The following is a 12,238-nucleotide window of genomic DNA, read 5'->3' as shown; positions in this document are numbered from 1 at the left end:
GCTCAATACCAGCTTGCAGTTCATCCATCTGGCCTTCTTGGGGCTCTTACTCAAAAGACTTTGAACAGGTTCTCAGCCGCCGCACACCTGATTGCGGCCGTGTTGCTTGGCGTGATACAGCCGCTCGTCCGCCAGCTTCAGCAGCCGGCTGACCTCCGGCATGTCCGACGCCGCCACGCCAATGCTCACCGTATAGCGCAGCCCGCCCTTGGCGGTGGTCAGGATACAGCCCTCTATCGCCAGGCGCAGGCTCTCCAGCCGGCACACCATGTCCAGCTCAATGGGGCTGGGGCTGAGAATCACAAACTCCTCGCCGCCAAAGCGCGCCACAATGCCGTCCGGGAAAAACTGCTCCATCAGCCGCGCGGTGTTGCAGATCACCTGATCGCCCACATCGTGGCCGTACTGATCGTTCACCCGCTTGAAGTGGTCGATATCCAGCACCGCCACCCCGTAGCCGTTCTTCAACTGCATCACCTGCTCAAAAAAATGCCGGCGGTTGGATAAATTGGTCAGCGGGTCGCGGTCCGCGGTTTCCTTCAGTGATTCCAGGTTTTCCACAAACTCCACATTGCGAGTGACGCGGCAGAAAAACTCCTCAAAATTAAACGGCTTTTGCAGAAAGTCGTCCGCCCCCGCCTTGATGAAGCGCGTGGTCATGGTGGGGTCCTGGTTGCCGGAAATGCCGATGATGGCCAGGCGGTCGTGATCCAGAAAGCGGCGTATCGTGCTGGTCATGCGCACCCCGTCCATGCCCGGCATATCGTTGTCGCTCAGCACCAGCTTGATGTGCTTGTCGCGGTGCAAAATCTCCAGCGCCTGCTTGGCGTCCTCCGCCTCCAGCACCTGATAACGGTGGCGCTCCAGGTTCTCGCGCAGAAACTGGCGGTAAGACGCGGAATCGTCCACCACCAGCACCTTGATGCCCGGGTTCTTGCGAATACGGGTCAGCATCCGCATCACATAATCAAAGGCCGCCGGGCTTTCCTTGCTCACGTAATCCACCACCGGCAGTTGCAAGATGCGGTCGCGCACCTCGCCGTCGTTGCGCGAAGTCAGCACGATGGTGGGAATGGCCTGCTGGAACAACAGCGGCAAATGCTCGCCGGCGGGCGAATCCGGCAAGTTGTAATCCGCCACCGCGGCCAGGAAATGCTGACCGGACGTCAGCGCCTCGCGCACCTCCGGCAGCGAGCACACCGGTAGCGGCGATAGGCCGATTTCCTCCACCATGCGGCACAAGGGGCGGATCAACACCATGCTGTCTTCAATCACCAAAACGCGCGTTTCTTCGCTCATCGTCCGCTTATCCCTTGCCTACCGCCTGATCCGCCCGCGCCGGCTCTCGGAGAACACTCCAAAACCGGGTATAATCGACCCATTTTTTCCATTCTAGAAGAACTACGATTCATCACCATGGAACTTGCCAAAAGCTTTGAACCCGGCGACATCGAACGTCGCTGGTACGCGCAGTGGGAACAGGCCGGCTACTTCAAGCCCAGCATGGACACCGCCAAACCGTCCTTCGCCATCCAACTGCCGCCGCCCAACGTCACCGGCACCCTGCACATGGGCCACGCCTTTAATCAGACTATTATGGACGGTCTGACCCGGTATTACCGGATGAAGGGCGACAACACCGTGTGGATTCCCGGCACGGACCACGCCGGCATCGCCACCCAAATCGTGGTGGAGCGCCAACTGGCCGAGCAGGGCGTCAACCGCCACGACCTGGGCCGCGACGCCTTCACCGCCAAAGTGTGGGAATGGAAAGAACAATCCGGCGGCACCATCACCAGCCAGATGCGCCGCGTGGGCTGCTCCGTGGACTGGGGCCGTGAATACTTCACCATGGACGACACCCGCGCCGAAGTGGTGACCGAAGTCTTCGTCCGCCTGTTTGAACAAGGCCTGATCTACCGCGGCAAGCGCCTGTCCAACTGGGACTCCAAGCTGGGCACCGCCATCTCCGACCTCGAAGTGATCTCCGAGGAAGAAGACGGCCACATGTGGCACATCAAATACCCGGTGGTGGGAAGCGACGAATTCGTCACCGTCGCCACCACCCGTCCGGAAACCCTGCTGGGCGACGTGGCCGTGGCCATCGCCCCGGACGACGAGCGCTATCAGCACCTGCTGGGCAAGCAGCTGGAACTGCCGCTCACCGGCCGCCAGATCCCGGTGATCGCGGACGAATACGTGGACAAAGAGTTTGGCACCGGCTTCGTCAAAATCACCCCGGCGCACGACTTCAACGACTACCAAGTGGGCAAGCGCCACAGCACCCAGCTCATCAACGTGATGAGCCTGGAAGCCAAAATCCTGGCCAAGGCGCAAATCTTCGGCTTCGACGGCAGCGCCCAAGGCGTGATCGAACTGCCGGCCGCCTATGCCGGCCTCAGCACCCAGGACGCGCGCAAAGCCATGCTGGCGGACCTGCAAGCCCAAGGCTACCTGCTGGACACCAAACCGCACAAACTGATGGTGCCGCGCGGCGACCGCACCGGCACCGTGATCGAACCGCTGCTGACCGACCAATGGTTCGTCGCCATGGACAAAGTGGCGGTGGACAAAGACGGCAATCCGGACCCCACCGGCCAATCCATCGCCGCCAAAGCCATTGAAGCCGTGGAAAGCGGCGAAGTGCGCTTCATCCCGGAAAACTGGGTCAACACCTACAACCAATGGATGAAAAACATCCAGGACTGGTGTATCAGCCGCCAGCTGTGGTGGGGCCACCAAATCCCGGCCTGGTACGACGAAGACGGCAACATCTACGTGGCCCGCAGCGAGGCCGACGCCCAGGCGCAAGCGCCGGGCAAGACCCTGCGTCGCGAACAAGACGTGCTGGACACCTGGTTCAGCGCCGCCCTGGTGCCGTTCTCCACCCTGGGCTGGCCCAACGACACCCCGGACCTGCGCGCCTTCCTCACCTCCAACGTGCTGGTGACCGGCTACGAAATCATCTTCTTCTGGGTTGCCCGGATGATCATGATGACCAAGCACTTCACCGGCAAGGTGCCGTTCCGCGACGTGTACATCCACGGCATGGTGCGAGACCACGAAGGCAAGAAGATGTCCAAGTCCGAGGGCAACGTCATCGACCCGGTGGACCTGATCGACGGCATCGCGCTGGAACCGCTGGTGACCAAGCGCACCACCGGCCTGCGCCGCCCGGAAAAAGCCCCGGCCATCGCCAAGGCCACGGAAAAGCTGTTCCCGGAAGGCATCCCGGCTTACGGCACCGACGCATTGCGCTTCACCATGGCCAGCTACGCCACCCTGGGCCGCAGCGTCAACTTCGACTTCAAACGCGCCGAAGGCTACCGCAACTTCTGCAACAAGCTGTGGAACGCCACCCGCTTCGTAATGATGAACGTGGAAGGCAAGGACTGCGGCCAGGACGAAAGCCTGCCGTTGGAGTTCTCCTTTGTTGACCAGTGGATCATCGGCCGCCTGCAACAGGCCGAAATCGACGTCACCAACGCGCTGGAAACCTACCGCTTCGACATCGCCGCCCAGACCATTTACGAATTCATCTGGAACGAGTACTGCGACTGGTATGTGGAACTGGCCAAGGTGCAGCTGCAAACCGGCAACGAAGCCCAGCAGCGCGCCACCCGCCGCACCATCGTCCGCGTACTGGAAGTGGCGCTGCGCCTGACCCACCCGCTGATGCCCTTCATCACCGAAGAGCTGTGGCAGACCGTGGCCCCGCTGGCCAACGCCAAGAGCGCCCCGTCCATCATGCTGGCCCCGTGGCCGGTGGCGGACGCCGGCAAGATCAACGCCGCCGCCAACACCCGCATGGACGCGTTCAAAGACATGGTCAACGCCGTGCGCAATCTGCGTGGCGAAATGGGCATCGGCCCGGCCGTCAAAGCCCCGCTGTTCATCGAAACCGGCGACGCCTCGGTGGCGGACTTCGTGCCCTACCTGAAGCTGCTGGCGCGGCTGACCGAAGGCTCCATCGTTGCCGCGCTGCCGGAAGACGACGCCCCGGTGGCCATCTCCGGCGACGCCCGCCTGATGCTGAAGGTGGAAGTGGACAAGGCCGCGGAAACCGCGCGTCTGACCAAGGAGCAGGGCAAGGCGGAAGCCGAACTGGCCAAGCTCACCGCCAAGCTGGAAAAGCCGGGCTATGTAGACAAAGCCCCGGCCCATCTGGTGGAGCGCGACAAGGCGCAGTTGGCCGAGTTGAACGACAAGCTGGACAAGATCAAGGTGCAGTTGGCTAAGTTGGGTTAAGAGAAAGTCCCACGCAGTAGCGTGGGATTTTTTTTGTGATAATATATGCTTTTGGAATTTATTTTTGGGTAAAAAATGAAAAATCCTATTGGGAATATGAATTTTTTTGAAATAAAAAAATGCGGACTCTACCGGGTTGGAAACGATAAGGTGTATGGGTGTGATCCAGCAGAAACATTTTCTTTAATTGTGAAATGGTTAAATGGTCGGGCTTTTCATGCCACGATTCCCTGGGATCCGAATGTTTTACGATCAGGTAGGCCCAACTGTTATTGTAAAGACTTTTATTTTGACGAAAAAACAGGAGATTATTTTTTTGTTTTATGGAAGTCATCAGATGTTGACTCAAAGGGGGAAATGTGGGGGGTTGAAGAAGATGGTGGTTATGGAACTGAAGGAGTGGTGGAGTTTAAAGCTGATACAAAGAAAAAAGTTATCTGGGGAAGGCCTGCTTATTATTGGGTTGTTCCAAGTCTAAATACTGTGGTGTCAGTAAAATTTGATCATTCAGTTTGTGATTCTCAAATGTTTGAGGATTGGGTACTGTCATGCATAAATAATCGTGTTGATCATCCCGGTAAGGTGAAAACAACAACAGATGCGGGATATGTTCGTATCGAGTTTTCGGACAATGGGCAGCTAGGGAGGTTTTCTTATAGGTTTGAAGCTAGGCTGAGAAGCCTTTGTACAAAAAATGCAAAGCTTGAAGAACTTGCGAAAAAGGTTACACACATTATTAAGCGAGAAACAATTCAAGTTAGTGCGAATGGGCATAATGATGAGAGAGCGGCATGGTTGAAATTTTTGTCTGAAAAGATTAAATTTGTTGAAGCGCCACCAAAATCAAAATCAAGGCAGGTGGAAATATTTTTTGAGGCAAATCCTACTGCCGAGGAATTGAAGGATATTATTAATTCCAACTTAGGTGGTGACGAGAATAAGTGGGATAATGTTGGTTTTAAAACGGATAAAGGAATTGCATGGGTAAACAAGTATAGGTTGAGAAGTACTATTAATGTTAGTTCGTCAGAAATGGTTATTGGGGCTAAAAAGTTTTTTTCATTGCTTGATGCGTCTAGGCAAATGTACTTGCAATCTATTCTTGAAGAAAAAGGCACTGGTGGTGACAGTGTTTTTGAGGTTGCAATGTAATGAAATTCTTTCTATATTTTTGCGCTTTTATAGTCCTGTCTATAGTGTTTTTATATTTTGGTGTGGGGTGTGATTATGAGGGGGCAAAGGATTATGCAGGTTTTTTGATGAGTGTGGCTGGTGCTGTTTTTACTGTTATGGGTATTTGGGTGGCCTTGCTGTATCCGAGTGCATTAAGTAAAATAGTCGATGAGAAGAAGGTCTTGCTGGCAGATTTTTCTGAAGCCAAAAATGATACCAGAAGGTTGGAGTTTCTTATTGGTAGTATTCTTGGCTCGGCATTCGTTGTTTTGATTGTTTTGTTTTTGTTTTTGATTCGATTGGTTTTTATAAAGATTGGATTTTTTGTTCCATATCACACGTGGTTTAGTAGTATTGCTCTTTCATGCTTGGTTGTGATTTCGCTTGTGCAAGCGGAAGCGGTTTTTCATGTGATGATGGCAAATATTTTGTTTATTAACGATTTGCATAAAAAAAGAGTGGATAGAGAAGTGGATGCCGATTTGTAGTTTTGTTTTCTGTTTTTGGAAGATGAGTTTAGTGGTTTTGTTATATTGTAATTGCATTTTGGGTTGCTTCTGTTATGTGTCTTATGCCTGTGTTGATGCACTCTATAAATTTTGTTGAAATTTGTTAGGTAATGGTGTCGTTTTTTTTCGCTTGACTCCCCCCTCCATCTAGCCAACAATGGCCCCCGCGCTGCCGCACAAACAGCGCCAGGATTAGTCTCCTGCCATTCATCCCAGCGGACACGCCGCGAAAGCGGCATTTTCGTGTCCGGTTGCTATTGCTTTGCCTAAAATCCGGGCGGGCCATGGCAGGGGCGCCCATGGGCGCGCCGGGGCTGGGATGCCGGTGAGACTAACCTTGTCATGTGCCCGCCTTGCCGCGTCTAGCGGCCAGGCCCTCTCATTCAAGGAGGTTGCAATGGCGAAGCCAGTCCGTCCGATGCCCAACATCGAATCCACTCCATCCCATTCCAAGGACCCCGCCGTCCAGCAGGACAGCGTTTCTCCGCAACAGCCGGCGCTGCGGCGCTCGCAGTACCGCTGTGCTTCCGTGGAAATCAAGGCAACCCGTCTGCCTTTTGTCCGCTTTATTCCGGGGCGAAATCATCCGCATTACTGGCAACCGGCCGAACCCGAGGATTACGCCGAGGCCTGCATGCTGGGCCGCCAGTACGCCGCGCACTTGGCGCAGTGGCTGAAAAGCAATGAGCTGGACGCCGGCCGCGGCTTGCTGTTGCGCATTGCCAGGGATATGGATCACAGCGACCACAGCCACCGCAACGGCTTGCGCCGCGGCTTTTTCAACTATCTGGAGACCTTGCTGTGCGTGGCCGGGCGGCAGTTGAACTTGTATCGCCACGTGGAGGCGATGCACCAGTTGCAGCGCAGCCGGGATCTGATGGCGTGGCTGGAGCGCAAGCGTAGGCGTTGAGCGGGTTTAAGCGCGGCTTGGCCTGGGTCAAACCGCGCTTGAGCTGATTGTAAAATGCCCCGCCTGCTGACGCTGGCGGGGCATTTTATTGAAAAAGAACAGGTGTGAGCGGAGCCGCTCATATGGCTTCATGCCCAAGCCTCCCTCAGCCAACTGACGGGATGCTTCCCGCCGCGCGAGCGCGAACGCCGGGTCGCCAAACCCCGACGGCGGCGGTGGCCACGATCAGCAGGATGTTGAGCCCGCCGCCTATGGCTTCGCGCAAAGTCGCGGCGTGGAAGTCCGCGCCCAGCGCTCCATTCAGCAGCGCGGCTTGGGCCAGTTGATTGGCTTGGTCCACCGCCGGCACCACCACGAAAGAGGCGTTGAGCAGGATCAGCAGCGTCAGGCCCAGCTTGAGCTGGAAGAAGCGGTTGCGCGGGCCGTAGCGCCGGTAGCCCAGTAGCAGGCCGCTGATTAGCATCAGCCACAGGCCGGGCACGGTCAGCGCCCAGGTGCCGATATGGATGTACTGCCGTGTTTGCGCCAGCAGGGCCGGGGTGGCCGGGCCGGTTTCGGACAGCACGACCCAGGCCAGGATGCTGCCCAAGAACAAGGCCAGCGCAATGAAGTGAATCAGTTTGAGCGTGCGGTTCATGACTCTTCTCCAATTGGGGGGCTGAGCGTGTCCAGCGTGCTCAGCAGTTGTTGCAGGGTGTGGCAGGCGGCCTCGAAATCCGCGTCGGGCAGGTGCCGCGCCAGTTGCTCCGTCCATTGCGCCTGGCTGCGCTGGGTGCCGGCCACGGTGCGTTCGCCCTTGGCGCTCAGCTGGTACAGCGGGGAGCGGGCGTGCTGGGGATTGGGCAGCACTTCGAAATAGCCTTCCTCCACCAGCTTGTGCAGTTGCTTTTGCGCGCCTTGGCGGCTGATGCCCATGCGGGCGGCGATTTGAGGCGCGGTTTGCGCTTCGCCCGCCAGGCCCGCCGCGCCCAGCACTTGCCAGCGCGCGCTATTGATGCCCAGGTGGGCTACTAGTTGGTCGCCTCTGTCCAGCAGGGTGCCGTTCAGGCGGAAGATCAGCAGCATCAGATCGGTGATGCGCTGTGGGCGATGGTTTGGTTTTGATGGCATGCGGCGCTCCTATTTGACAACTGGTTGCCATTATTGACAACTGGTTGTCAAATTGCAAGCACTAATGGCTTGGAACGCGTTTTGTTGGATGGAGCTAGGGCCTGTTCAAAGTCTCGCCAGTAAGGGCGAGACAAGGCGAAAGCGGCTGAGAAAGCGGAATGTATATGTGGTACATGAGTATTTCGAAGCGGGTTTCAACGCCGTATCGCGCGATGCGCAGCAGACTATGTACAGGTTCTTAAGACGAATGAGGGTTAGGGCGGAGGCTAATGCGCGTTCGCGACGCAGTGCGCGGCACGACATCCAGCGAATATCTAGACAAATAGTCTACGGTTGACAGTTTGAATACGCATTCTTAGAATTAAAAACAGTTAGCTGCGTAGAGACGCCGGAGGAACATCAAGATGTTTTTCGTCAGTGAAGCAATTGCGGCCCGCGTTGTTGGCATATTGGATGCAATCGAGGTGGTTGAAGATGTATTCCGCCAGCTCTTTCGAGGCGAAGCGAGGGCGTATCCAGCGGTCATGGCAAAGGGTCCGAGCATGGCCGAGCTATTCGGCGTGAAATGCGGCGCGCTGGACAATGGCGCCATTTATGGCGCAAAGCTAGGCAGTTACTGGCCCGGCAATCGCTATTCGGGACTTCCTGCGCATGCGTCGTCAACGCTCCTGCTCGACGCGGAAACGGGTTTTCCCAAGGCCCTCATCGCCGCTACCTACCTGACATCGCTAAGGACGGCTGCTGCCAATGGCGCCGCCATACGCCATCTGGCGCGGGAAGACAGCCACAGCGTGGGTCTCGTGGGCGCCGGTCATCAAGCATGGTTTGAACTGCAAGCCGCTATTGCGGTGCGGCCAGTCGATTGCGTGCGCATATGGAATCGCAATATGCCGGAGGCCGAGCGATTGGCTGAGCGAGTCCGGCACGAGCTCGGCATTCAGGATGCAGCGGCGTCTGATCTTGAGAGCACGGTCAAGGCTGCGGATATCGTCATTACCGTCACTGCGGCACGGCAACCCTTGGTGTCGCGCGAATGGGTGCAGCCTGGCACGCATATCAGTGCAATGGGGTCCGACGCGCCCGGCAAACAGGAACTCGATGCTTCTCTGGTCGCCTCTGCGCGATTGTTCACCGATTTGCTTGAGCAGTCCGTTTCGCTGGGCGAATTTGAGGCGGCCATCAAAGAAGGCCTCATAAGGCAAGAGGATATCGTCACACTTGGCGCCGTTATCGATGGAAGCGCAAAAGGCCGCGCCGGACGCGATGACATCACGATCTTCGACAGTTCGGGTATCGGTTTGCAAGACCTTGCCATAGGAGCGCTTGCGCTAAAACGAGCTTTGGAACTGAAGTTGGTGAGTCCGATTGGATTTCTTGAACAGGTTCCGGGCAGTCATCAAGTCCAGGGAGTGTTGAAATGAGAATCCCCACTTTTGCCGATATTGAGGCCGCGGCATCCAGATTGCGCCCATATATCGCCCATACGCCATTGCTTCGCAACCCGGTACTGGATCGGCGGCTTGGAGCACGACTTCTCATCAAGGCCGAATGTCTCCAGCTCACCGGCTCTTTCAAAGTCAGAGGGGCTTTCAATCGCCTTCTGATAATGTCTGAAAGCGAGCGCAAAGCGGGCGTCGTAGCCTGGTCTGCGGGCAATCACGGCCAGGCGCTGGCGTATGCCGGACAATGTCTCGGGGTCGCGGTGACGATCGTCATGCCTTCGGATGCGCCACGCGCAAAGATTTCGGGTACGGAGCGGTGGGGGGCTAAAGTCGTGTTGTATGACCGGCTCACCGAGAGTCGAGAACAAATTGGCCAGGATCTTGCTCTGCAAAACGGCTTGGTCATCGTGCCGCCTTTCGATGATCCCGACGTCATCGCTGGGCAAGGTACTGCATTTCTCGAGGCCATTCGGGATGCCCAGGTCGTTGGTGAAACGCCGACGATGCTGCTGTGTGGCACGGGAGGCGGCGGCTTGATCGCAGGTTGCGCGCTAAGCGCCGAAGGCTCCGGAATGGACATCCGCATGCACGCCGTGGAGCCCGTAGGCTATGACGACATGGGCCGTTCGCTAGCCGCAGGACGACTAGTGTCCAACAATCCGGCGGCAGCTTCGATATGCGACGCGCTGATGACGATTAAACCGGGCGAAATCCCCTTTGAGATCAACAAGCGTCTCCTGGGCCCCGGCTATACGGTAAGCGATGATGAGATCCGTGAGGCAATGCGCGTTGCGCTTCAGGACCTCAAGCTCGTTGTCGAACCAGGCGGCGCAGCCGCCTTGGCGCTGGCATTGTCGCGGCCGGAACTTGTTCGAGGACAAACGGCGGTCATTATGGTGACAGGTGGAAACCTGGATCTGCCCACGCTGGCGTCCATTGCGGCTCCGATTCCAGATTCCTTCGAGGTGAAAAGATGAGCAGGAACGATGCCGACGTGGACAACCGCTTGAGATCCTATTACCCAATCGCCACGGCGATCAGTGGATTGTTTCATCCGCAAGTGGAAGTCGTGATCCACGATCTTAAGACTGAAAGAATTGCCTTCATTGCCAATCCAATCTCGAAGCGGAAAATGGGCGACTCGTCTCTTGGTGATCAATTCCCAAAGGCGGAATTGGAAGCAGACGTGATTGGCCCATACCGGAAGGTGAATCGCGATGGTCGCAACCTCCGGTCTATGTCGGCGGTAATACGCGATGCCAAGGGCAAACCTGTCGCCGTCATGTGTATCAACTTTGACGTCTCGCAGCTCGAGAATATTGCGGACCAGATTAAGACTCTTGCATTTCTGCCCGGCTCGCTTGAGCCGCACGCTCCGTTTTTCCATGACAACTGGCATCAAGCATTGGACCGGGCCGTTGAGGAGCAGGAGTCAAGTTTCGGGAGGCCCATTAAAGCCATGGATGCCGAGCAAAGAATACAGTTCATCCGCCGGCTGGAGACTGGAGGCTTGCTCAATGTACGCAACGCGCCGTCAGTAGTAGCGGAGAAACTGGGTATTTCGCGTGCGGCGCTCTACAAGTACTTGAAGACGATCCGACGTGATGCGGAGAAAACAGGCCTAGAACCTAAAGAGGAGAGCAACAAAGCTAGATAAGACAGGTCGGCTTGCGCTCAGTGTGTGTCAAGGAGTGTTAGGTCAGCATGGATATATGCGCTGATATGCAGAAGCCCCCGCGCGGGGCTTTTTTCATGGGCGCGCGGCAGGGCCGGCGACGCCGCATCTGGTGGCGGTGTACATCTATCAGCCGCTGGGCGGCAAGCCGCCGCATGTGACTCGCATCGAGAACGTGCGTCTGTAAACTGCTAGGCAAGACGCTGTTGCGCAACAAGCCCGCCGCCCGGCGGGCTTTTGTTTTGGGCGGCCGCGGCTTGTTCCAGCAGCCATTGTTTGAAGACGCCCATTTCCGGGTCGCGCAGGAGGTCCGGACGGTGTATCAGGTAATAAGCGAGGTCGCTTCGCAGCGGCGGCGCGGGGAGTTCGCGCAGCCGGCCGGCGGCCAGTTCGGCTTGCAGCAAGGAGCGTCGCGCCAGCGCGTAGCCGCGGCCGGCCAGCGCGGCTTCGATGGCGGCGTTGGAGTCCACGCAGACCACGCCTTGGTCGCAGTCCAGTTCCAGGCCGGCGGCGCGGCTCCATAGCCGCCAGTCGCCGCGGTGTTCGTCGTGCAACAGCCGTTCCCCGCTGAGGGCGTCCAGCCGCGCCGGCAGCGTGGGCGCGCATACCGGCGTCAGTTCGTCGTCCAGCAGCTTGCATGCGCTGAGGCCGGGGTAGTCGCCCAGGCCGTGGCGCACGGCGAAGTGGATGTTTTCCGAAGCGAGGTCGACCACGCGGTTGCCGGTGCTGACGTGGACGTCGATGCGCGGGTGCTCGCGCATGAAGCCCTGTAGCCGAGGCAGCAGCCATTGAGCGCCGAACGATGGGGTGCAACTGAGCAGGATCACCCGGCGAGCGTCGGTCAGCCGCGCGGTGGCGTGGTCTATCAGGTCTAGCGCTTGGCGGCAGGCGTCCAGGTAGTCGCGGCCGGCGGCGTTGAGCGCCAGGCCGCGCGCGCGGCGTTCAAACAGGGGCTGGCCGAGGAAGCTTTCAAGTTTGCGCAGTTGTTGGGAGACGGCGCCGGGCGTGACGTGGAGTTCTTCGGCGGCTTGCTTGACGCTGAGTCGTCTTGCGGCGGCTTCAAAGAAGCGGAGGGAGTCCAGCGGCGGTTTGGGCATACGGTTTAGATTTTCTAAATCATCAAGCAGGAAAAATCGTTTGTTCGCGACATCTTTGCGGTTGATGATTTCAG

Annotated in this window: 11 protein-coding genes; 7 read left to right on the top strand and 4 right to left on the bottom strand. The window is 57.4% G+C overall.

Going from position 1 to position 12,238, the window contains the following annotated elements; translation table 11 throughout:
- Window positions 1–72: 72 nt before the first annotated feature.
- Entirely contained in the window at window positions 73–1,299 is a 1,227-nt protein-coding gene (locus MOV80_RS16910) for a diguanylate cyclase (RefSeq protein ID WP_019101819.1), read from the bottom strand.
- 117 nt (window positions 1,300–1,416) lie between these two features.
- Here MOV80_RS16910 and MOV80_RS16905 point away from each other — a divergent pair, with 117 nt between their 5' ends.
- The 4 genes from MOV80_RS16905 (at window position 1,417) to MOV80_RS16890 (ending at window position 6,840) form a co-directional block, all read left to right on the top strand.
- Window positions 1,417–4,248 carry a valine--tRNA ligase gene (locus MOV80_RS16905; protein WP_249605334.1) on the top strand — a complete coding sequence of 944 codons (2,832 nt, stop codon included), beginning with the start codon at window positions 1,417–1,419 and terminating at the stop codon, window positions 4,246–4,248.
- A gap of 75 nt (window positions 4,249–4,323) precedes the next feature.
- Window positions 4,324–5,400 carry a hypothetical protein gene (locus tag MOV80_RS16900; RefSeq protein WP_249605333.1) on the top strand — a complete coding sequence of 359 codons (1,077 nt, stop codon included), beginning with the start codon at window positions 4,324–4,326 and terminating at the stop codon, window positions 5,398–5,400.
- Window positions 5,400–5,909 (top strand): hypothetical protein, encoded by a 510-nt coding sequence (locus MOV80_RS16895; protein WP_249605332.1) that lies wholly within the window; start codon window positions 5,400–5,402, stop codon window positions 5,907–5,909. Before MOV80_RS16900 ends, MOV80_RS16895 begins: the two co-directional genes overlap by 1 nt.
- 418 nt (window positions 5,910–6,327) lie before the next feature.
- Window positions 6,328–6,840 carry a hypothetical protein gene (locus MOV80_RS16890; protein WP_249605331.1) on the top strand — a complete coding sequence of 171 codons (513 nt, stop codon included), beginning with the start codon at window positions 6,328–6,330 and terminating at the stop codon, window positions 6,838–6,840.
- Window positions 6,841–6,985: 145 nt separating this feature from the next.
- Here the strand turns inward: MOV80_RS16890 and MOV80_RS16885 are convergent, their stop codons facing one another.
- Both MOV80_RS16885 and MOV80_RS16880 read right to left on the bottom strand, forming a co-directional pair.
- Window positions 6,986–7,477, bottom strand: coding sequence for a DUF2269 family protein (locus tag MOV80_RS16885; protein WP_019103105.1), 492 nt, complete (start codon window positions 7,475–7,477; stop codon window positions 6,986–6,988).
- Window positions 7,474–7,950: a MarR family winged helix-turn-helix transcriptional regulator gene (locus tag MOV80_RS16880; RefSeq protein ID WP_039755883.1), complete on the bottom strand. Its 477-nt coding sequence runs from the start codon at window positions 7,948–7,950 to the stop codon at window positions 7,474–7,476. Before MOV80_RS16880 ends, MOV80_RS16885 begins: the two co-directional genes overlap by 4 nt.
- A 404-nt stretch (window positions 7,951–8,354) precedes the next feature.
- Here MOV80_RS16880 and MOV80_RS16875 point away from each other — a divergent pair, with 404 nt between their 5' ends.
- The 3 genes from MOV80_RS16875 to MOV80_RS16865 are packed head-to-tail and all read left to right on the top strand — an operon-like array spanning window position 8,355 to window position 11,049.
- Complete coding sequence (locus tag MOV80_RS16875) at window positions 8,355–9,371, top strand: ornithine cyclodeaminase family protein (protein WP_249605330.1); 1,017 nt, start codon at window positions 8,355–8,357, stop codon at window positions 9,369–9,371.
- Complete coding sequence (locus tag MOV80_RS16870; protein ID WP_043592189.1) at window positions 9,368–10,369, top strand: threonine/serine dehydratase; 1,002 nt, start codon at window positions 9,368–9,370, stop codon at window positions 10,367–10,369. Before MOV80_RS16875 ends, MOV80_RS16870 begins: the two co-directional genes overlap by 4 nt.
- Window positions 10,366–11,049: a PAS domain-containing protein gene (locus MOV80_RS16865; RefSeq protein ID WP_019103101.1), complete on the top strand. Its 684-nt coding sequence runs from the start codon at window positions 10,366–10,368 to the stop codon at window positions 11,047–11,049. The genes MOV80_RS16870 and MOV80_RS16865 overlap by 4 nt, the downstream gene beginning before the upstream one ends.
- A 209-nt stretch (window positions 11,050–11,258) precedes the next feature.
- Here MOV80_RS16865 and MOV80_RS16860 read toward each other — a convergent pair whose 3' ends face one another.
- Window positions 11,259–12,164, bottom strand: coding sequence for a LysR substrate-binding domain-containing protein (locus MOV80_RS16860; protein ID WP_249605329.1), 906 nt, complete (start codon window positions 12,162–12,164; stop codon window positions 11,259–11,261).
- Window positions 12,165–12,238: the final 74 nt, after the last annotated feature.

This window comes from Chromobacterium sp. IRSSSOUMB001 (genome assembly GCF_023507765.1).
Lineage (GTDB): Bacteria > Pseudomonadota > Gammaproteobacteria > Burkholderiales > Chromobacteriaceae > Chromobacterium > Chromobacterium haemolyticum.
The sequence above is the reverse complement of the archived record's forward strand: the minus strand, read 5'-3'. Positions and strand labels throughout refer to the sequence as shown.

Coding starts and splice junctions, on each gene's coding strand:
- MOV80_RS16870 (WP_043592189.1), top strand. CDS start 9,368: ATGAGAATCCCCACTTTTGCCGATATTGAGGCCGCGGCATCCAGATTG.
- MOV80_RS16880 (WP_039755883.1), bottom strand. CDS start 7,950: ATGCCATCAAAACCAAACCATCGCCCACAGCGCATCACCGATCTGATG.
- MOV80_RS16865 (WP_019103101.1), top strand. CDS start 10,366: ATGAGCAGGAACGATGCCGACGTGGACAACCGCTTGAGATCCTATTAC.
- MOV80_RS16895 (WP_249605332.1), top strand. CDS start 5,400: ATGAAATTCTTTCTATATTTTTGCGCTTTTATAGTCCTGTCTATAGTG.
- MOV80_RS16860 (WP_249605329.1), bottom strand. CDS start 12,164: ATGCCCAAACCGCCGCTGGACTCCCTCCGCTTCTTTGAAGCCGCCGCA.
- MOV80_RS16905 (WP_249605334.1), top strand. CDS start 1,417: ATGGAACTTGCCAAAAGCTTTGAACCCGGCGACATCGAACGTCGCTGG.
- MOV80_RS16890 (WP_249605331.1), top strand. CDS start 6,328: ATGGCGAAGCCAGTCCGTCCGATGCCCAACATCGAATCCACTCCATCC.
- MOV80_RS16885 (WP_019103105.1), bottom strand. CDS start 7,477: ATGAACCGCACGCTCAAACTGATTCACTTCATTGCGCTGGCCTTGTTC.
- MOV80_RS16875 (WP_249605330.1), top strand. CDS start 8,355: ATGTTTTTCGTCAGTGAAGCAATTGCGGCCCGCGTTGTTGGCATATTG.
- MOV80_RS16910 (WP_019101819.1), bottom strand. CDS start 1,299: ATGAGCGAAGAAACGCGCGTTTTGGTGATTGAAGACAGCATGGTGTTG.
- MOV80_RS16900 (WP_249605333.1), top strand. CDS start 4,324: ATGAAAAATCCTATTGGGAATATGAATTTTTTTGAAATAAAAAAATGC.